This is a genomic window from Nocardioides sp. P4_G10 (assembly GCF_056401175.1).
The window spans coordinates 18,188-37,830 of record NZ_JBFUJV010000020.1; the positions used below are offsets into that span (position 1 = coordinate 18,188).

A 19,643-nucleotide genomic window follows, 5' to 3' on the forward strand; every position below is an offset into this window, starting at 1 on the left:
CTCACCCGGCTCGGGGGAGGTGATCGGCGCGGACGTCGATCTACGTTCGAGTCCGAGGCGGCTCGGCCACGGTCGAGCCCTTCCGCCCTCTCGACGGAGAAGCCATGTCGCAACTCTCGCCACCGAACACACCCACCACGCCGATGGAGACGCTGCCTGCCCCCGGGAGGCCGTCTCGGGGCCGCTCGATCGCGGCGGTCCTCTGCCTGGTGCTGGCCGGGCTCCTGACCACGCCCGCGGGGGTCGCGTACTGGGGCCAACGCACCCTGAACGACACCGAGCGGTACGTCGCGACCGTGGACCCGTTGATCGACTCGCCCGAGGTGCAGGACGCCATCGCCACCAAGGTGACCGCCGCCATCGAGAAGCAGGTCGACATCGAGGCCGTCCTCAACAACGTCTTCGAGGGCGTGATCACCGAGCGGCCGCGACTGGAGCAGCTGGTCGGGCCCCTCTCGGCAGCGATCAACAGCCTCGTGGAGCGGGAGGTCCGCGCCTTCATCGCCTCGGACGAGTTCGCCGAGCTCTGGCTGCAGGTCAACATCCGAGCACAGCAGGCACTGCAGCGCGTCCTGACAGGTGAGGGGACGGGAGCCGTCACGGTCCAGGGCGACCAGCTCGTCCTCGATGTCGACGAGGTCATCAAGAAGGTGAAGGAGCGGCTCGTCGCTCGCGGACTGACCTTGGTCGAGAACGTCCCGATCCCCGACACCGACCGGCAGATCGTGCTGGTGGAGTCCGGTGCGCTCGAGCAGCTCCGCACGATCTACGCCTTCGGCAATCCGGTGGCCATCTGGATGCTCCCGGTCGTCGCGGTGCTCTACCTCCTCGCATTCGTGCTGGCCCACCGTCGCCCGCGGATGGGCGTGCTGATCGGCGCCGTGCTCGCCGCCAATGCCGTCCTGCTGGCCCTGTGCCTCTCGATCGGGCGCCAGCTGTTCGTCAACCAGCTATCGGGCACGGTCTTCGGCCCCGCGAGCAAGGTCTTCTACGACACCCTGCTCTCCTACCTCGAGCGTGGGCAGGGCGTCCTGCTCGCGCTCGGGCTCCTGCTCGTCGTCGCAGGGTGCTTCGCCGGCACCAACCGGTACGGCACCGCACTTCGCACGTCCCTGGGCTCGGGACTCGAGAGTCTCGGAGACCGGATGGGAGGCGACCACCTGGGGACAGCGGGGCGCTGGGTGGGGAGCAACCAGGGGTGGCTGCGCGTCGTCGTCGTCCTTGTGGGCGTGCTGGCCCTGGCCTGGGGCAACCAGATCACCATGGAGCGGTTCTGGTGGTCCCTCGCGGCCGTGGTCGTGGGCCTGTCCGTGCTCCAGGTCCTCGTGGGCGCCGGCAAGGCCGCCCGCGTGGCCGCGCCACCAGAGGGAGACTCGGTCCCGGTCGATGCCGGCTAGGGGCGGCGCCGGCGCGACCTCGTCACCCCTGGCGCCCGGGATGAAGACTTCCCGACGGAGGCACGCGTAGTCGAGACCACGCGGGTCCGGACCCGTGAACACCCACCCCAGATCGGGGATATCGATCCCGCCCCCTTGCTCTCTTTCGGGTGACCTCGGATCCTCGGGACGTGGCTTGCCCTGCCTGCGCTCGCTGGGCTCGTGGTGCGCCCGCCACTCCCTGGCCGGCACGGACAGGGAGGCGACCAAGGACCTCGTGGAGGAACGCTGCCCCCCGCCGCAGAACGGCGTCAACCCGATCGTCTTCGACGTGTCGACGGGCAAGCTGACAGACGACCACGCGAAGCAAGCGGTCTCCGAGTCGGTCAAGGCGATCGCCGCCGTGCCCCATGTCGCGAGCCCGCACGCATGGACCCGATCGGACGGGGTACGGCGACAGGTCGGGGGATCCCTCATCGGACAGAGCGCATCATGCGACACCCCCTCGGCCGGCGGCCCGTCACCCGGCCTGCCGCCCACCGCAGCCGACGTGGCTCACCACGACCCTGCACGGCTGCCCTCCGCGCCCGCGCGCCGCCCGCCGCGTCGTCCGTGGCCCTCGCCCGCGCCCGCTACCGGCTCCCCGCGCACCTGCGCGGATCCCGTCGCGAGCGACGTACGGCCACGTGACGTCCAGCGCCACACCGCCCCCTGAAGGGAACCCCCATGAACGACCACCTTCGCCGATACGGGCCCGCCGGGCTCGCCCTCGGATGCATCGCCACGCTCGCCATTGCCGTCAGCGCCCAGTCCGCCCCGAGCTCGGGCCCGGACGCTCCCACGCTCGAGAGCCGCGTCACGGCGCTCGAGCAACGGGTGACCGCGCTCGAGAACGACCAGCCGACGCCGACCCCGACCCCGACGCCGACGCCGACCCCCACACCCACGCCGACGCCCACCCCGACGCCCACGCCGACCCCCACMCCCACGCCGACCCCCACACCCACGCCCACCCCGACGCCTGCGGGTGACTTCCCCAACGCCGCGACCACCGGCGTCCCGGCCGGCGTGACCCTCGAGCCCTACACCGGTCCGTGCATCTTCCGGGAGTCCAACGGCTCCTCTGCGGAGATCGACGGCAAGGACGTCCGGGCGAAGTGCGGCGAGCTGTTGGCCTACCACCCGTTCGCGCTGACCGTCCGCAACAGCCGCGTGCCCCGCATCGAGGTCACCGGAAACGGCCAGAGCCTCGACATCAGCGACAGCGACGTCGTGGCGGGCGCGTGGTCCGACGGCGCGCTGTGGGGGTCGAACATCACGGCCACCCGCGTCGAGATCACCGGCGGCCAGCACTCGGCGCACTGCGAGGACAGCTGCACCATCGTGGACTCCTGGCTCCACGGCCAGTACAACCCGGACGGTGGGGCGTTCCACACCAACGCCTTCCTCACGAACGGCGGCAGCGGCATGGTGCTCCGGCACAACACCCTGCACTGCGACTCGATCCTGAACAGCACGGACGGCGGGTGCACCGCCGACGTGTCGCTGTTCGGCGACTTCGGTCCCGTCTCCGACGTGCTCGTGGAGCGGAACCTGCTGAAGGCCAACGCCTCGTCGATCTCGTACTGCGCGTACGGCGGCTACAGCCCCAGCAAGCGGTACCCGATCGCCACCGGAATCCGGTTCATCGGCAACGTCTTCGAGCGCGGCACCAACCGCCGGTGCGGTGTCTACGGCCCGGTCACGTCGTTCCAGGCCAGCGCCGCCGGCAACCAGTGGTCGGGCAACACCTGGGACTCCGGCGAGCCCCTGACCCCCTGACCGCGCCCGACCCGTAACACGCTCGGCCTTCACGGCGCTGAAGGGAAGAGGGCAGCGGCGCGACCATTTCCCCCCGGATCGAGGTCGCGCCGCTGTTCCCTGTCTTGCACAGCCCCCCGGGCTGTACCGTGGACCCAGGCGTTCGATCCGGGGGGATGGACTGCCTGGTGGCGGCCCGGGTGCTCACATCCTGAGCACCCGGGCCCGCCGCTGATCTCGCAGCGGGGCCGGCGGCCTCAGTCGCCCGTCGGGCCGAAACGCTCGACGCGGATGGCCGCGGGGTCGAGCCCGCACGCGACGAGCAGCTCCTCGGCGTACGACGCGAAGCGCGCCGAGCCGCAGACGTAGCCGAGGTCGACGCCCTCCAGCAGCGGCGCCAGCTCCGCGGTCGTGAACGGCCCGGCCGGCCGGCCGCCGACGTCGGCGCGCGTGAACGCGAGCGTCGCTCCGTAGCGCTCGAGCTCGCGGGCGTAGGCGAGCTCGTCGGGCGTGCGGCCCATCGCGGCGACGCGCAGCAGGTCGGTGCGCCCGAGCCGGCGTGCCGTGCGGGCCATGGCGACAGCAGGCACGACCCCGGTGCCGCCGACGAGGCACAGGACACGGGACTTCGTGTCCCAGACGAACCAGCGGCCGATCGGTCCGCGCAGCTCGAGCACGTCACCGACCTCGGCGACGTCGGCGAGGAACTCCGACACCTCCCCGTCCGGCTGCCGCTCGATCAGCAGCTCCAGCAGCGGGTCGTCGCTGTCGGAGGCCAGGGAGTACGAGCGCTGGGCGGTGTAGCCGTCGGGCGCGCGCAGCCTGAGGATGTAGTGCTGGCCGGGCAGGTGGTGGGGCCGGTCGTCCACGTGCAGCCGCAGCCGGACCGTGTTCGTGGTCGGCTGGTCCTTCTCGATGATGCGGCCGTCGCTCCAGGCCGCCATGGGGGCCGGGGCCACGTCAGTCGTCACCCTGGTAGCGCTGCTCGCGCCACGGGTCGCCGCGGTCGTGGTAGCCGTTCTGCTCCCAGAAGCCCGGCCGGTCATCGGTCATCAGCTCGAGGCGCGAGAGCCACTTGGCCGACTTCCAGAAGTACAGGTGCGGCACCAGCAGCCGGAGCGGACCACCGTGCTGGCGGGGGAGCGGCTTGCCGTCGAAGCTCCACACCACCCACGCGCGACCGCCGGTGACGTCCGCCAGCGGCAGGTTGGTGGTGTAGCCCGTCACCGAGTGCGCCATGACGTACGCCGCCGAGGTGTCCGGCTCGGCGACCGCGAGCAGGTCGTCGACGCTGACGCCGCTGAAGGTGGTGTCGAGCTTGGACCACGTGGTCACGCAGTGGATGTCACCGAAGTAGGTCGAGCCGGGGAGGGCGTGCAGCTCCTGCCAGGTCCACGTGTGCGGCGACTCGACGAGGCCGTCGATGCTGAACGTCCACGACTCCTCGGGCTGGTGGGGCGTCGCCTCGGCGCTCAGCACCGGCCACGACGAGCCCGTGTCGTACTGCCCGGGTGGGAGCCGACCGCGCTCGGGCTCGGGGCGGCGGCGGTGGAATCCTCGGGTGACAGGCATGACTCTGCTCCTGGTGGCTCGCTGCTCAGGCGGACGGGGCCAGTCTGCCGTGGACCGGGCATGGACCGCACGCAGGAAGTCGAGGACGGCTCAGCCGTTGCGGCCGCGGGCGGTGACCGGCCAGGGGGCGCTCCCGGTGGTGGGCCACAGCTCGTCGGCGAGGTTGACCGCGCTGCAGCAGTGGTTGGGCACGACGAGCACCCGCCTGCCGAGCCGCGGGAGACGGCCCGGCAGCTCCACGACCGCGTGGTGCTCGGACAGCTGCACGATCCGGGCCTCGGGGTGCTCGAGGAGCCGACCGGACCCCGAGGCGTAGGGCGCCCGGTCGGCGCCCAGCACCTTGGACCCGGCGTCCAGGACGGCGCGGCCGCCAGCGTGGCTCACGACCGTGGCCACCGCCGTGAGCGCGACCTGGTCGGGCGTCGCGGAGCCGAGCTCCCACTGCTGGGCGTCGCCGAAGACGTAGACGCCGGGCCGGACCTCGGTCAGGACCGCGGTGTCGGCGTGCTCGAGCGAGGGCGTCGACCCGCCGCTGACGACCTCGATCTCGATCCCGGCCGCGGTGACGGAGGCCCGCGCGGCCGCGAGGGCGACGCCTTCGTCGCGGGCCGCGACGGCCCGGGCGTCGGGGGAGTAGGAGTGTCCGGGGAAGGTGTAGACGCCCCGCACGGGGAGGTCGCCGGCGGCGAGCGCGACCTGCCCGGCCGACGACGGCTCGACGCCGCTGCGGTGGTGGCCGCAGTCGACCTCGACCAGCACCTCCAGCCCCGAGCCGGCCAGGAGGGCGGCGGCGGTGCGGGCCCCGCCGACGGAGTCGACGCCGATCGCGAGCCGTACGCCTGACGACGCGATCGATCGCAGCCGCCCGGCCAGCTCGGCGGTCAGCCACAGCGGGTAGGCGATGAACAGGTCCGCCACGCCCTCGGCGGCGAAGGCCTCGGCCTCGCCGACGGTGGCGACCGTCAGTCCGACGGCGCCGGCCTCCAGCTGCAGGCGGGCGATGTCGGCGGACTTGTGGGTCTTGGCGTGCGGACGCAGTGCGACACCACCGGCAACGGCGGCCCCGGCCGCGCGGGCCACGTTGGCACGCAGCCGGTCGACGTCGACCCGGAGGTAGGGCGTGGGCCGCTGGTCCGTGCTCACCCGAACCGTCGCCACTCGCCCTCGGAGACGACCTCGACCCGGTCGCCGTCCACGAGCACCGCCGACTGCTCGTCGAGGGCATACGCCGGGTTGCCGAGCTCGGCGGCCCACTGCTCGGCCACCTCCAGGGTGTTGCCCGGGAAGAGCCCGACGTGCGGGAACAGCGAGAAGTCGACGAGGCCGAGCGTCCGGTCGCCGTCCTCGGGTCGCCACTCGACGAACAGGTCGCCGATGCGCGGGGTCAGCACCATGCTGCCGGCGCTCACGCCCACCCACACGGTGTCGGTCAGCTCGGGCAGCAGGTCGGCGAGCCCCGACTCGACCAGCCAGTGGGCGAGGTAGGTCGCCTCGCCGCCGTCGACGAGCAGCACGTCGGCCTCACGGACCCACGGCACCCAGCGGTCGGGGCTGATCGTGGGGAGCGCCGTCAGCTCGAGGAACCCGACGGACCGCCAACCGAGGCCGGTCATCGTCGGCGGCGACCCGTCGGTGACGAAGCGTCGCAGCGACTCCGGCCCACACTTCGGATGACCCCACTGAGCCGTCGGGATGCACAGCGCGGTCGACTCCTCGACCGGCTTGTCGAGCAGGTCGACCAGGGCCGCTCGGATGCTGTCGTTGGTCACGCCACCGGAGGTGAGCAGGAGCTTCATCCCCGCATCGTCGCAGGCTCGTCCGACGCTGACCGCGGCACGCCCGCGCGGCCTCAGGAGATCCGCACGCGAGGATCGAGCACCGCGTAGGTGAGGTCGACGAGGATGTTGGCGACCACCACCGCGGTCGAGGCGAACAGGACGACCCCGATGATCACGGGAAGGTCCTGCTGGGTGATCGCGACGATGGCGGTCTGCCCCAGGCCCGGGAGGCTGAAGACGGTCTCGGTGACCACGACGCCGCCGACGAGCTGGCCCAGGTCGATGCCGAACTGGGTCACGATGGGCGTGAGGGCGCTGCGCAGGGCGTGCCGGTAGGTGACGCGTCGCTCGGAGATGCCCTTGGAGCGGGCGGTCCTGATGTAGTCCTCGCTGAGCACGTCGAGCATCGATCCGCGGGTGAGTCGGGTGTAGGCAGCTGCCGACACCAGCGCAAGGGTCGCCCAGGGCAGCACCAGGTGGTTGACCCACGGTCCGATGCCCTGGCTCACGGGCACGTACCCGCCGGGTGGGAACCAGGCATAGCCCGCCTTGGTGAGCTGGAAGTAGAGGAAGTAGAGGAGCACCAGGCCCAGCAGGAACGACGGCATCGAGTAGAAGAACAGCGCGAAGGCGGTCAACGCCCGGTCTGCCAGCGAGCGGGGGTGCGTGGCCGAGACGACACCGTTGCTGACGCCCAGCACCAGCCAGATCACCGCCGCTCCCACCGCCAGCGAGAGGGTCACGGGCACGGCCTGGGTGATGATCGTGGTGACCGGGACCTGGTGGTAGTAGTCGTAGCCGAGGTCGCCGTGCAGCGCGTCGCCGACGAAGCTGGCGTACTGCTTCCACAGCGGCTGGTCGAGGCCGAGGCGTTCGTTGATCGCGGCGATGGTCTCCGGTGTGGCCTGTCGTCCACCCAGGGTGCGCGCGACGTTGCTCGGCACCACGTAGAACAGCGCGAACACCGTCATGCTGATCAGCCACAGGACCAGGAGCCCCGTCAACGTCCGCACGATGAGGAACCTCACCATCCGGGCTCACCTCCCGATCAGCCGGTCGACGCGCGGGTCGAGCGCGTCGCGCACGCCGTCGCCGAACAGGTTGAACGCCAGGGTGGTGATCAGGAGTGCGCCACCGGGGAAGGCGATGAACCACCACGCGGTCCGGTAGTAGCGCTGCGCGGTGCTGATCATCCCGCCCCAGTCCGCGGTCGGCGCCTCCAGGCCGAGGCCGAGGAAGGAGAGCGTCGCCTGAGCCACGATCACCACCGGCACCAGCAGGGTCGTGTAGACGATGATCGGCGCCATCACGTTGGGCAGGACGTCGATGAACATGATGCGGAGGTCCCCGGCACCCAGCGAGCGCGCAGCCTCGACGTACTCCCGCTCCTTGACCGAGAGCACCTGCCCACGCACGATGCGCGCCATCGAGGCCCAGCTGAAGAAGCCGATCACCACGATCGTCACCAGCAGGCTCGGGCCGGTGATGGACACCAGTGCGACGGCCACCAGCAGGAACGGGATCGAGAGGACGACGTCGATCAACCGCGCGAGGACCAGGTCGACCAGGCCCCCGAAGAAGCCGGCGGCAAGGCCGACGACGACCCCCACGATCACCGTCAGCATGGTCGCCAGCACGCCGACGCCGAGCGAGACGCGAGCTCCGTAGGCCACCCGGGTCAGCACGTCACGGCCCAGGTCGTCGGTGCCGAACCAGAAGGTCGAGCTCGGACCGACGGGCAGGCCGTCGGGAGTCAGGCCGGTCTCCCGGTACTGCACGTTGGGCGGGTGCCCGGTGAGCCAGGCGAAGAACGGCGCGAAGATCGCGACCAGCACCAGCAGGCCGATCACCACCAGGGACCAGATGGCGACCTTGTCCTTCCTCAGCCGGAGCCAGGCCAGCTTCCACGGACCGCGGCCCTCGATGGTGCGGGGAACGTGCCCGGTGGTCACCGTGTCGGTCATCGTCGGGACGCTCAAGATGGGGTCGGTCATGGCTCGACCTCCCCGGGGGTCGCGATCTCGAGGCCGGGGACCGCGCTGCCCAGGCTCTCGCCGTGCGCGAGCGGGTGCCAGCACGCGGTCACGTGGACGTCCGGGTCGCCCTCGACCGGCTCGAGCGGGGGCTGCTGCTCCCGGCAGTCCGCGCGGGCCTTGGGGCACCGGGGGTGGAAGTGGCACCCGCTGGGCGGGTCGACGGCCGATGGCAGGTCGCCGCTGAGGACGACGTGCTCGCGGCTGTCGGCCGCGTCCGGGTCGGGCGCGGGCAGCGCCCCCAGGAGCGCCTTCGTGTAGGGGTGCCGGGCCCCGCCGAAGAGGTCCTCCACCGTTCCCTGCTCGACCACCCTGCCCAGGTACATCACAGCGATGCGGTCGCTGACGTGACGCACGACGGACAGGTCGTGGGTGATGAAGAGGTAGGTGAGCCCCAGCTCGTCCTGCAGGTCGATGAGCAGGTTGAGCACCTGCGCCTGGATCGAGACGTCGAGCGCGGACACCGGCTCGTCGCAGATGATCAGGCGAGGACGGAGCGCCAGCGCACGGGCCACCCCGATGCGCTGCCGCTGGCCACCGGAGAAGTCGGCGGGGAACCGGTTGTAGTGCTCCGGGTTGAGCCCTACCAGCTCCATCAGCTCCTGGACCCGGGCCTTGCGGGCCGGGCCCTTCTCCAGGGCGTGGATCGCGAAGGCGTCGCCGATGATCGAGCCGACCCGCCGTCGCGGGTTCAGGGAGCCGTAGGGGTCCTGGAAGATCACCTGGATGTCGCGCCGCAGCGGCCGCATCTCGCGGCGGGAGAGGTGCGTGACGTCCCGGCCGTCGAACCACACCTCGCCCGCGGTGACGTCGTACAACCGGGCCAGGCAGCGTGCCAGGGTCGACTTGCCGCAGCCGGTCTCGCCGACGAGGCCGAGGGTCTCCCCGGGGAGCACCTCCAGGTCCACCCGGTCGACGGCGTGCAGCACACCGGTCGCGCGTCCCGTCAGGCTGGTGCCGCCGGCCGGGAACTCCTTGCAGACCGCACGGGCCTCCAGGAGCGGTGTTGCCGTCGACGTGGTCACGACGCGGCCCCCTCAGCCCCCTCGGCCGTCTCGGCCGTCTCCACGGTCTCGTCGGCCGCGGCGGCCGCGGCGGCCTCGGCGGTCTCGGCGCGGAGGCGGTCCCGCATCGCGGTGCGCGCAACCAGGTCGGCGGGCAGCCAGCACGCGGACCAGTGGTGGACGTCGCCGAAGACGCGGGCGAGCGGAGGCTCCGCGGCCCAGCACCGGTCGAAGGCGTAGGGGCAGCGCGGAGCGAACGAGCAGCCGGGCGGGAGCTCGATCACGCTGGGTGGGGTGCCGCGGATGGGGGTCAGCCGGCGTCGGCCCGCGCCCACGGCGGGCAGCGAGTCGAAGAGGCCCTCCGTGTAGGGGTTGTGGTGGTGGTAGAAGGTCTCGCGTCGGGGCGCGTGCTCCATCACCACCCCCGCGTGCATGACCACCACGTCGTCCGCCACCTCGGCGACCACTCCGAGGTCGTGCGTGATGAGCACGATGGCGGTACCGAACTCGCGCTGCAGGCGCGTCATCACCGCCAGCACCTGCGCCTGCACGGTGACGTCGAGCGCCGTCGTCGGCTCGTCGGCGACGAGGAGGTCGGGGTTGAGCGCCATCGCCATCGCGATCATGACCCGCTGGCGCATGCCGCCGGAGAACTGGTGCGGGTAGTCGTCCAGGCGTTCCTCGGGGTGCGGGATTCCGACCAGTCCCAGCAGCTCGGCGGCCCGGGTCCGTGCCTGCTGCCGGGTCACGCTGCTGTCGTGTGCCTGGATCATCTCCCGGATCTGCCAGCCGATGCGGTAGAGCGGGTGGAGGCTGGAGAGCGGGTCCTGGAAGATCATCCCGATCCGCTTCCCACGGATCTGCCGCAGCTCGTCGGGCTGGGCGGTCAGCAGGTCGACGCCGTCGAAGAAGGCGTGACCACTGACCGTGGCGCCACGGGTGAGTCCGGCGATCGTCTGCGTGGACACGCTCTTGCCGGACCCGGACTCCCCGACGATGCCGAGCGTGTGGCCGCGGTCGAGGTCGAAGCTGACTCCGCGGACCGCCTCGACGACGCCGTCGTCGGTCGAGAACGAGACGCGCAGGTCCTGGACCTCCAGCAGGCGCATGGAGGTCAGCCCCCCTGCATGTCCGGGGACAACCAGACGTTGGCGGGGTCGAAGTTCTGGATGGCGGGCAGGTAGATCGCGTTGTTGACCTGCGTGGCGTGGTAGTTCGCGTTGAGCGGCGAGGTGATGGGGAAGAACGGTGCGTCCTTCATCACCTGCTCATCGGCCTTCGCCCACAGGGACGCGGCCGTGGACTCGTCGGGTGCCGCCGCGGCCTGATCGATCAGCTTGTTGGTCGCCGGGTTGTCGTAGAACCCGAAGTTGCTGCCGACGGGCGGGAACGACGGCTCGCCGGAGAACAGCGGACCGAAGAACGACAGGGCCGCGTTGCCGAACCAGTCCGGCCCCCAGCCGGCCAGCGAGACGTCCCACACCCCGCTGCGCGCGGCAGTGGGCTCCTGCAGGTACTTGGTGTAGAAGTCTGCGTCGGGCGACGGGACGCCCTCGACCTTGATCCCGGCATCGGACAGGTCCTGCTGGACGGTCTGGAACGCCTTCGTGCCGCCCTCGGAGGAGCTGCGGTAGAGGAACTTCAGCGTGAGACCGTCGGAGTAGCCCGCATCGGCGAGCAGGGACTTGGCCTTGGCCACGTCGTAGGGGTAGAGGTCGAGGTCCTGCGAGCCGACGATGCCGGGAGGCAGCACGTGGGTGAGCGGGGGGTTGACCTTCGGTCCGCCGAGGACCTGGATGATGTTGTCCCGGTTCATGGCGTACTCCAGGGCCTGACGTACCTCCGCGTTCTTCAGCGCGCCCCCGTTGTTGGGGGAGACGGTGTTGAACACGACGTACGGGTTGGTGGAGTTGGTCTCGCCGAGGTTGAGGTTGGGGTCGTTCGCCGAGATGAGGCCCGGGAGCTGGGACGGCGGCGGGAAGGTGCCGAACTCCATGTCGGCGCTCGCATTGCCCGTCTGGAGCTGCTGCTGCACCGATTCCTGGCTGACCGTCTCGTTGACCACCACCTTGTCGACGTAGGCCTTCCGGATGGGGTCCGAGTCAGCCGTCCAGGCCGGGTTGCGCGTGAAGACGATCTCCTTGGTCGGGTTCCAGGACTCGATCTGGTAGGGACCGTCGGAGACCTGGTGCTGGCCGAGGTCCTGGCTGCCCGGAAGGTACTTGAGCACCTCCTCCGGTGCGGGGGAGAAGGCCGGCAGGGTGAGCATGTCGACGAAGTACGACGCCGGTTGGGTGAGCGTGAAGACCACGGTCTTGTCGTCCTTGGCCACCACCCCGGGCAGGTCGTTGCCGTCGATGTAGGAGGCGATCGCCTCTGGGGTCTGGCCGGCGTTCGTGAACCCGTCGCAGAAGTCCTGGTAACCCTCGATCAGGGTGGCGAAGTCGGGGATGCCGCCGAACGGCTGGACGGGGTTGCACGTGCGCTTGACCCCTCGCACCACGTCCTCGGCGGTGACCGGCCGAGCCGGGTCGGTGTTCCACTGCGCGCCCGAGCGGAGGGTGATCGTGTAGGTCGTGCCGTCCTTGCTGATGCCGCCGTTGTCGGTGGTCGGGATCTCCTCGGCCAGGTCCGGCGCGGCGGTCGTGGTCTGGCCCTTGACGGCGGAGTAGGTGAACAGCTGGCGGCTCCACAGGCGCAGGGCGCTGTAGCCCACGCTGTAGTAGGAGACGTTGGGGTCCATGTAGTCGACGTCGCCGGTGCCGAGCATGTTGAGCACGCCGCCCGCGCTCGGCTCTCCCGAGCTTCCGCCTCCGCCGGAGTCCGACGAGCCGCCCGAGCCGCCGCAGGCGGAGAGCAGGAGCAGGGCTGTGGAGGCGAGCGCCAGGGCGGGCAGGCGACGGACGGTGGGCTTCATGGGGTCCTCCAGACCAGAGCGAGGTCGATCTGGCCCCGAGCACCAGTCGTCTCCATTGGACGCGTGAGCCGCGGGCCTTTCCATGCCTGCGGCCCGGATGTCACGGGTCCGTCACCGAGCTGTCACGTCGGCCGACGGTTGTGGCGCGATCGTGACGAATGTGAACGGTTGTGTGTCGCAGCCGAAGGGGGACACTGGAGGCGTGACGCGCACGGTGCTGCTGATCGAGGACGACCCGCGGGTGAGGCGGTCACTGCACCTCGCGCTGCAGGACGAGGGCTACCAGGTCGGGGAGGCGGCGACCGGCGAGGCGGGGCTGCGACAGCTGCGGGCGCAGGCACCCGACGTCGTCCTGCTCGACCTCATGCTGCCCGACACCGACGGCTTCTCGGTCTGCCGCGAGGTGCGACGGTGGACCGACGTCCCGGTGATCATCGTCTCCGCACGGACCGACAGCCACGACGTGGTCGCTGGGCTGGAGGCCGGGGCCGACGACTACGTCACCAAGCCCCTCGTCGCCAAGGAGCTGTCGGCGCGGATCCGGGCGCTCCTGCGGCGCGTCCACCACCCCGAGGCGACGGATCCTCGAACCCTGGTGCTCGGCGACATCTCGGTCGGGGTCGACAGCGGCGTGGTGACGGTCGGCGGGGTGGGGGTCGACCTCACCCGCACCGAGCTCCGCCTGCTGGTGGAGCTGTGCCGCAACGAGGGCCAGGTCGTGAGCCGGGAGGACCTGCTCGAACGCGTCTGGGGCTACGACTACCTCGGCGACGGCCGGATCGTCGACGTGCACGTCCACCGGCTGCGCGTGAAGGTCGAGGCGGACCCCGCCAATCCCCGCCACGTCGTCACCGCTCGTGGGCTGGGCTACCGCGCGGTCCCGTGAGCGTGCTGCGCGATGAGCCGACTGCTGCCTCGCCGACTCCTTCCTCGACGACTGGGCCTGCGTGACCGGGTGGCGCTCGGCTTCGGCCTGATGGCGCTGGTCCTTGCGACGCTCCTGGCCGTGACGACGTGGCTCCTCACGTCGGCGTACCTCACGGCGCAGCAGGAGGACGCGGCGCTCGCCCAGGCCACCGACCACGCGCTGACCATCAAGGTGGGCGTGCGGGCGGGCCAGGACGTCGCCACCCTGGTCGACCGCCTCCGCTACCCGAAGGACGGCGCGGCCCTCCTGGTCCGCGACGGCCAGCGCTACCGCGGCACCACCTCGACCGACGCCACCTTCCCGCAGGACCTGGTGCGACGGGCGGCGTCGGCGACCAGTTCCTCGATCCACGAGAGCCGTGGTGGCACCTACCTCGCCGTGGGCATCCCGATGGGCCACGGTGACGTCTTCCTCGAGCTCTTCCCCCGGGCAGACCTGGCCCGCACCCTGCGCGCGCTGTGGCTGAGCCTCCTGATCAGCGCCGTGATCACCACGTCGCTCGGGGTGGTGGCGGGTCGCGTCGTGGCACGGCGCCTGCTGCGGCCGGTGGAGGAGGTGACCGCCGCGGCCGCCGCCATCGCCGAGGGCGACCTCGACGCACGGCTCGACCCGGGCGCCGACCCCGACCTCGCCGAGCTCGCCGCGTCGTTCAACCACACCGCCCGCTCGCTGCAGCACCGCGTGCAGGCCGACGCCCGGTTCGCCGGCGACGTCAGCCACGAGCTGCGCACCCCGCTGACCACCATGGTCAACGCGATGGAGTCGCTGAAGCACCGGCGCCGCGTCCTGCCGGCCACGGCTCTCGAGCCCCTCGACCTGCTCGACCACGAGCTCGAGCGCTTCCGGCAGCTGGTCATCGACCTGCTCGAGATCTCGCGCGCCGACAGCGGCGACGAGGAGGTGCGTGAGCCCGTGCGTGTCGCGGAGCTGGTGCGCCATGCGGCCGACGCTGCTGCCGGACGTCCGGTCACCTCCGTGGCGCCGGCGGCGGAGCACCTCGAGGTCGCCGCGGACCGCAGGCGCCTGGCGCAGGTCGTGGCCAACCTGGTCACCAACGCGGAGCTGCACGGCGGCGGGTGCACCCGGGTGTGCGTCGAAGCCACGGGACGAGACGTCCAGGTGACGGTGGACGACGCCGGCCCGGGGGTGCCGATGGACAGCCGGCAACGGATCTTCGAGCGCTTCGCCCGCGGTCCCGGGCGGGAGGAGGGCGGCTTCGGACTGGGCCTGGCCATCGTGGCGCGTCACGTCGCCTGGCACCGGGGCACCATCTCCGTCGTCGACGGCCCCGACGGTGGGGCGCGCTTCGCGCTGCGGCTCCCGGCCTCGACCGGTGGGGTCGCGCCCAGGAAGGTTCCGGCGACTAACGTCGGAGCGTGACCGACTTCCAGCGGATCCTCGTGGTCAGCACGCGGGCCGACGCTGCGGAGGTCGGGCGGGTCCGGGCCGGCATCGGGTCGTCCGCGGTCGTGATCACCGCCCCGACCGCCGACGGCAAACGGATCGTCCAGGGGCTCGGGCACACCGCCCACCCGGAGGTGGTGCTGGCTCCGGTCCGCTTCCCCGACGTGGACCGCGGTCACCGGCTCGACGAGGTCGTACGCCGCCACGCGGTCGCCGACCGGTTCCGCGACGTCGTGGTGGTGGCCGACCCGTCCACCATCACCCTCCTGCTGCGGGTGCTGGCGCCCGACCAGCTGCCCGCGGCCGGCCCCGTCACCGAGGTCGGCCTCCCGCGGGGACCGCGGCCGGTGCCGCTCGGTCGCGCGGCTGCTGCGGGCGTGGGCCTCGCCCTGCTGGTGTCCTTGCTGTCCGCGGTGGTGCCGGTCTGGGTGCTGCCCGCGGTGGCGGCCGCAGGCGGGCTCGTGCTGCTGGCGCTGCCCGGGCGTCGCTGGCTCGGCCTGTCGGTGCTCATCGCGGTCGGGGTGGCGCTCGGCGTATCGCTGCTCGCCATCGCGGGGTCGGCGAGGTTCCCGGGCGCCTGGTGAGGCGGGCCCGGACCGGTCAGGCGGGGGCGCCCGGCGCGGCCAGGGCGGGGGTGCGCCGCAGCACGACGACCATCGCGCAGACGGTGAGCAGGAGCGCCGAGGCGAGGGCGACCACGCCCGGCCAGCCGGCGTGGCTCCAGGCGGCGCTGCCGAGGTTGCCGAAGACCGACGCGCCCACGTAGTAGGCGAAGAGGTAGAAGGCCGCAGCCTGCCCCGTGCGTACGCCGGCGAGGTGGGCGCGCGAGGTGACCCATCCGCTGGCCAGGCCGTGGATGCAGAAGAAGCCGACGGTGAGCGCCGCCATCCCGAGGACGACGACCGGCAGGGCGTGGGCCAGGGTCAGCCACACGCCCACGAGGGCGAACGCGCAGCCGACCGGGATGGTGGCGCGACGGCCGATGCGGTCGGCGATCCGTCCGGACGTCGCCGAGCTGACCGAGCCCAGCGCGTAGACGAGGTAGACCAGGCTGATCGTGCCGACCGAGAGCCCGTAGGGCGCGGAGCTGAGCCGGAACCCGAGCGCGTTGAAGACCGCCACCATCGTGCCGATCCCGCAGGCGCCCAGGACGTAGAGCGCCACCAGGGCGCGGTCGCGCACCGCCGCGCGGGCGCCGTCGAGCACCGACCGCAGGTCGGCCGGCCGGCGCACGAAGTGCTGCGACGCCGGCAGCAACCACGCCACCACCGCCGCGCACGCGAGTGCGGCGAGTGCGGCGGCCGCCATGCCCCAGCGCCAGCCCGCGGCGTCGGCGATCGGGGCGGTGACCACCCGGCCGGCCATGCCGCCCAGGGCGGTGCCGGCGATGTAGAGGCCGAAGGCCCGACCGTGCGCGGAGGGATGCAGCTCCTCGCGGAGGTACGCCGTCGCGACGGCCGGCAGCCCGGCGAGGGTCACGCCCTGCAGCACCCGGAGACCGAGCAGCGCCTCCCACGACGGCGCCAGCGCGCACAGGACGCCCACGACCGCGGCGGACCACAGGGCGAGGTGGATCAGGGGCGTGCGGCCGACTGCTTCCGAGACCGGCCCGGCGACGAGCAGCGCCACGGCGAGGGCCCCGGTCGTCAGCGACATCGCCAGCGTGGCGCGTGTGGGGGAGACGTCGTACGCCTCGACGAGCTCGGGCAGCAGCGCCTGCACGTCGTACAGCAGCACGAAGGTCGCCATCCCGGCGGCGAACACCGCCACCATCACGCGGCGGTAGCCGGCGGTGCCCGGGCGGTACGGCGTCGGGCCGGCGTCGACGGGCGAGAGCGGGGCGGTGTGCACCCGTCGATGGTCCGCTCTCCCGGCTCATGCGTCCAATGTCACGAGAAGAGCAAGGCGATACGATCGACGCATGATGCTCCGCGACCTCGGCTGGCTGGTGGAGCTCGGCGACCTCGGCCACGTCACCGAGACGGCGGCGGCGCTCGGCACCAGCCAGCCCACGCTGTCGCGCTCGCTCGCCCGGATCGAGGCGGAGCTCGGGGTGCGCGTCTTCGAGCGGACGCCGGTCGGGCTGGCGGTCACTCCTGACGGACGGGTGGTGCTCGACGCCGCCCGCGACCTCGTCGTACGCCACGAGCAGCTGCGCGCCGACCTGGCCAACCGGCTCGACCCGGACACCGGGATCGTCCGGCTCGCGTTCCTGGACTCGATGGCCACCACGCTGGTCCCCAAGCTGCTGCGCGCCTTCCACGCCGAGGCGCCGGCCGTGAAGGTCGTGCTGAGCCAGGAGCCCGCCCACGACATCCGCAGCGACCTCGACCGCGGTGCCGTCGAGCTCGGCCTCACCATGGACCGGGCCGAGGACCTCGGCTGGCTGGCGGTGCAGCGAGAGCGACTCGTGGTGGTGGTGCCCCCCACGCACCGCTTCCGCGACCGCACGCGCATTGACCTCGCCGCGCTGGCCGACGACGAGCTGGTCACGACACCGCCGGGCTTCGGCCACAGCGCGCTCGTGCAGGCGCTGCTCGCCGAGGCCGGCGTGAGCCCCCGGATCTCCTTCGAGAGCGCCGACCTGGCCACGATCGAGGGACTGGTGGCCGCCGGGCTCGGGGTGGCGATCGTGCCGGAGGCGTTCGCCGGTCAGTCCGGGTCGGTGGGGCTCGCGCTGTCGTCGGCGTCGGCGACGCGAACGATCGGCCTCACCTGGCGAACCGACAAGCCGCTCGCGCCGCCGGCCGAGCGGTTCGTGGCGTTCGTGCGCGGCCGGACGTGGGCCGACTGACGCCGAACGAGGTTGCTCAGCCCTGGCGCGGGCCGAAGAGCAGCCCGCGGCGTGCCTTGCGCGGCTGCGGAATCGCCGGGGCGGGCCACCACTCGAGGCTCGGGTAGCCGGCACGGTTGAAGCCCTCGCGGTAGACGAAGTTGTCCCCGCACGAGCAGACCCAGCGCTCACCCACCTCGTGGTGCTCACCGGTCGGTGCTCCGTCGGTCTGCAGGCAGACGTGGATCATCGTCGAGTCCATCAACGCTCCCTCCCTCGCGTCGAGCCCGGGCACAAACCCCCGTGTGTGCCGGGTTCGACCATCGTCGTGGGGACCTCGCGGAAAGAGAATGGGCGGGAGCCGAACTGCGACCCATCTTGAGGAAACCTCGGTTGTTCATGCCGGGTTCACCGGATCGGGTGCAGGCGAGGCCCCGAGGGGTCAGATCCAGCGCTGGAACCAGATGCGGGCGTCCCACTCCGACTTCGTCAGCAGGACGTCGGTCCAGATCGGCCAGAACCACGCGAACGCGATCACCGCGAGCACCGTGTAGCTGCCGGCGACGACGACGCCGAAGGTGCGCCGCGGCGTCGGCACGTCGGACGTCCCGATCAGGTGGCCCATGGCCAGCGCGACCGACAGCACGAGGAACGGCAGGGCGGTGATCGCGTAGAAGAAGAAGATCGGCCGGTCGTCGTAGGCGAACCAGGGGAGCCACGTGCTGGCGAGGCCGGCGACCACGACGCCGTGGCGCCAGTCGCGTGCCCCGATCCACAGCAGCAGCGATGCGATGGCGGCCAGGCTGCCGCCCCACCAGATGACGGGGTTGCCGAGGAGCAGGACCTGCCGGATGCAGCTCGAGCCCGAGGGCGCCTCGCACCCCTGCGAGCCGGGCTGGATGTCGGTCTGGGCGTCGACCCCGACCGGGCGACCCATCACCAGCCACGTGGACGGCTTGGAGGCGTAGACGTGCGTCGAGTCGTTGAGGAAGTGGCTGTGGAAGGTGTAGACGTCCTGGTGGTACGACCACAGCGACCGCAGCGACTGGGTGACCTCCCCGAGGCCGTGGGCGTCCGGCTCGCTCGCGGTCGGCCACGGCTTCCCCCCGCCGTACGACGTGTACTGCGTGTTGTTGAACGCGTCCTCGTAGGCGTCGGCGTGAACCAGCCAGCCCGTCCACGACGCGACGTAGGTCGCCAGCGCGACGCCCACCAGCGCGACGAACGCCGGCGCCCCGTCGAGGACGATCGAGCGTAGGAGGGGCCGGCGCTGGCCGAACGCCCGCCGCGCGCCGGCGCTCCACAGCCACGCGAGCAGGCCGAAGACGGCCAGCGCGTAGACAGCGGACCACTTGGTGCCGCACGCGAGGCCGAAGCTGATCCCGCCGAGGACCAGCCAGGGTCGCCACCACGTCCGTGTGGCCCCCGCGGCCAGCCGGTCGCGCAGCCACTGACGGTCGGCGACCACGCAGTGCACGCCGCAGAGGGTGAAGAACGCCAGGAAGATGTCGAGCAGGGCGAGCCGCGACAGCACGAGCTGGAGGCCGTCGACGGAGAGCAGCAGGCCAGCGACGAGTCCGAGGACCGTCGAGCCGGTGACGCGCCGGGCGAAGCGGCACATCAGCAGCACCATCAGCGCGCCCACCACCGCCGACGCCGTGCGCCAGCCGGTGGGGTCCATCCCGAAGACCTTGATGCCGGCGGCGATCACCCACTTGCCAACCTCGGGGTGGACGATCATCGACGGACCGTCCAGGAACAGCCCGGTCAGGTTGCCGTTCAGGATCGTCTTGTCGGCGTCCTCGACGTAGCCGCGCACGTAGCCGTGGTTGAGCAGCGACCACGCGTCCTTGGCGTAGTAGGTCTCGTCGAAGGAGAACGCGTGGGGTGTGCCGAGGTGCCAGCGGCGCAGGAAGAACGCGAGGGCTGCGAGGAAGAGGGCGCCGGCCCACCCGAACATCGGGTCCTCCGACCGCCAACGCGGACGATTCCGCTCGGCGGCAGTCGGGCTCACGCGGGCACTCTAGCCAGACGCCACCGACGGCTCCGCCCGCACGC

General features: G+C 71.9%; 18 protein-coding genes. 6 read left to right on the top strand and 12 right to left on the bottom strand.

Annotated elements, in window-relative coordinates; genetic code table 11:
* Positions 1 to 143: 143 nt before the first annotated feature.
* The gene (locus AC1DP1_RS18145; RefSeq protein WP_477508021.1) at positions 144 to 1,397 is read left to right on the top strand and encodes a hypothetical protein; all 1,254 of its coding nucleotides are present in this window, start codon (positions 144 to 146) and stop codon (positions 1,395 to 1,397) included.
* A 705-nt stretch (positions 1,398 to 2,102) separates the two neighbouring features.
* On the top strand, positions 2,103 to 3,197 hold the full coding sequence (locus tag AC1DP1_RS18150) for a hypothetical protein (protein ID WP_477508022.1): 1,095 nt from the start codon (positions 2,103 to 2,105) through the stop codon (positions 3,195 to 3,197).
* Positions 3,198 to 3,433: 236 nt separating this feature from the next.
* Here AC1DP1_RS18150 and AC1DP1_RS18155 read toward each other — a convergent pair whose 3' ends face one another.
* The 9 genes from AC1DP1_RS18155 to AC1DP1_RS18195 all read right to left on the bottom strand — a co-directional run bounded on the left by AC1DP1_RS18155 (position 3,434) and on the right by AC1DP1_RS18195 (position 12,480).
* The gene (locus AC1DP1_RS18155; protein ID WP_477508023.1) at positions 3,434 to 4,147 is read right to left on the bottom strand and encodes an FAD-binding oxidoreductase; all 714 of its coding nucleotides are present in this window, start codon (positions 4,145 to 4,147) and stop codon (positions 3,434 to 3,436) included.
* On the bottom strand, positions 4,137 to 4,748 hold the full coding sequence (locus AC1DP1_RS18160) for a sulfite oxidase-like oxidoreductase (RefSeq protein WP_477508024.1): 612 nt from the start codon (positions 4,746 to 4,748) through the stop codon (positions 4,137 to 4,139). The genes AC1DP1_RS18155 and AC1DP1_RS18160 overlap by 11 nt, the downstream gene beginning before the upstream one ends.
* 90 nt (positions 4,749 to 4,838) lie before the next feature.
* A complete protein-coding gene (locus AC1DP1_RS18165; RefSeq protein WP_477508025.1) occupies positions 4,839 to 5,891 on the bottom strand; it encodes an alanine racemase in 1,053 nt (350 codons plus the stop codon).
* Positions 5,888 to 6,544, bottom strand: coding sequence for a Type 1 glutamine amidotransferase-like domain-containing protein (locus AC1DP1_RS18170; protein WP_457188831.1), 657 nt, complete (start codon positions 6,542 to 6,544; stop codon positions 5,888 to 5,890). The genes AC1DP1_RS18165 and AC1DP1_RS18170 overlap by 4 nt, the downstream gene beginning before the upstream one ends.
* Before the next feature lie 53 nt (positions 6,545 to 6,597).
* Positions 6,598 to 7,557 (bottom strand): ABC transporter permease, encoded by a 960-nt coding sequence (locus AC1DP1_RS18175; protein ID WP_477508026.1) that lies wholly within the window; start codon positions 7,555 to 7,557, stop codon positions 6,598 to 6,600.
* Positions 7,558 to 7,563: 6 nt separating this feature from the next.
* A complete protein-coding gene (locus tag AC1DP1_RS18180; RefSeq protein WP_477508027.1) occupies positions 7,564 to 8,520 on the bottom strand; it encodes an ABC transporter permease in 957 nt (318 codons plus the stop codon).
* Positions 8,517 to 9,584 carry an ABC transporter ATP-binding protein gene (locus AC1DP1_RS18185; RefSeq protein WP_477508028.1) on the bottom strand — a complete coding sequence of 356 codons (1,068 nt, stop codon included), beginning with the start codon at positions 9,582 to 9,584 and terminating at the stop codon, positions 8,517 to 8,519. Before AC1DP1_RS18185 ends, AC1DP1_RS18180 begins: the two co-directional genes overlap by 4 nt.
* Entirely contained in the window at positions 9,581 to 10,672 is a 1,092-nt protein-coding gene (locus AC1DP1_RS18190; protein ID WP_477508029.1) for an ABC transporter ATP-binding protein, read from the bottom strand. The genes AC1DP1_RS18185 and AC1DP1_RS18190 overlap by 4 nt, the downstream gene beginning before the upstream one ends.
* 5 nt (positions 10,673 to 10,677) lie before the next feature.
* Positions 10,678 to 12,480: an ABC transporter substrate-binding protein gene (locus AC1DP1_RS18195; protein WP_477508030.1), complete on the bottom strand. Its 1,803-nt coding sequence runs from the start codon at positions 12,478 to 12,480 to the stop codon at positions 10,678 to 10,680.
* 202 nt (positions 12,481 to 12,682) lie between these two features.
* Between AC1DP1_RS18195 and AC1DP1_RS18200 the strand changes: the two genes are divergently transcribed.
* From AC1DP1_RS18200 to AC1DP1_RS18210, 3 genes are read left to right on the top strand one after another with little or no spacing between them, the layout of a single operon-like run.
* Positions 12,683 to 13,366, top strand: coding sequence for a response regulator (locus tag AC1DP1_RS18200; protein ID WP_477508031.1), 684 nt, complete (start codon positions 12,683 to 12,685; stop codon positions 13,364 to 13,366).
* Positions 13,367 to 13,378: 12 nt separating this feature from the next.
* Positions 13,379 to 14,788: a HAMP domain-containing sensor histidine kinase gene (locus AC1DP1_RS18205; protein ID WP_477508032.1), complete on the top strand. Its 1,410-nt coding sequence runs from the start codon at positions 13,379 to 13,381 to the stop codon at positions 14,786 to 14,788.
* Entirely contained in the window at positions 14,785 to 15,396 is a 612-nt protein-coding gene (locus tag AC1DP1_RS18210; RefSeq protein ID WP_477508033.1) for a hypothetical protein, read from the top strand. Before AC1DP1_RS18205 ends, AC1DP1_RS18210 begins: the two co-directional genes overlap by 4 nt.
* A gap of 16 nt (positions 15,397 to 15,412) precedes the next feature.
* On the opposite strand, the gene AC1DP1_RS18215 is transcribed toward AC1DP1_RS18210, so the two are convergent.
* Positions 15,413 to 16,663: an MFS transporter gene (locus AC1DP1_RS18215; protein WP_477508034.1), complete on the bottom strand. Its 1,251-nt coding sequence runs from the start codon at positions 16,661 to 16,663 to the stop codon at positions 15,413 to 15,415.
* A gap of 70 nt (positions 16,664 to 16,733) precedes the next feature.
* Here AC1DP1_RS18215 and AC1DP1_RS18220 point away from each other — a divergent pair, with 70 nt between their 5' ends.
* Complete coding sequence (locus AC1DP1_RS18220) at positions 16,734 to 17,606, top strand: LysR family transcriptional regulator (protein ID WP_477508035.1); 873 nt, start codon at positions 16,734 to 16,736, stop codon at positions 17,604 to 17,606.
* A 16-nt stretch (positions 17,607 to 17,622) separates the two neighbouring features.
* On the opposite strand, the gene AC1DP1_RS18225 is transcribed toward AC1DP1_RS18220, so the two are convergent.
* Together AC1DP1_RS18225 and AC1DP1_RS18230 are read right to left on the bottom strand one after the other, a co-directional pair.
* Entirely contained in the window at positions 17,623 to 17,847 is a 225-nt protein-coding gene (locus tag AC1DP1_RS18225; RefSeq protein ID WP_457188809.1) for a hypothetical protein, read from the bottom strand.
* A 180-nt stretch (positions 17,848 to 18,027) separates the two neighbouring features.
* Positions 18,028 to 19,599, bottom strand: a complete 1,572-nt coding sequence (locus AC1DP1_RS18230) for a dolichyl-phosphate-mannose--protein mannosyltransferase (RefSeq protein ID WP_477508036.1) — start codon at positions 19,597 to 19,599, stop codon at positions 18,028 to 18,030.
* Positions 19,600 to 19,643: the final 44 nt, after the last annotated feature.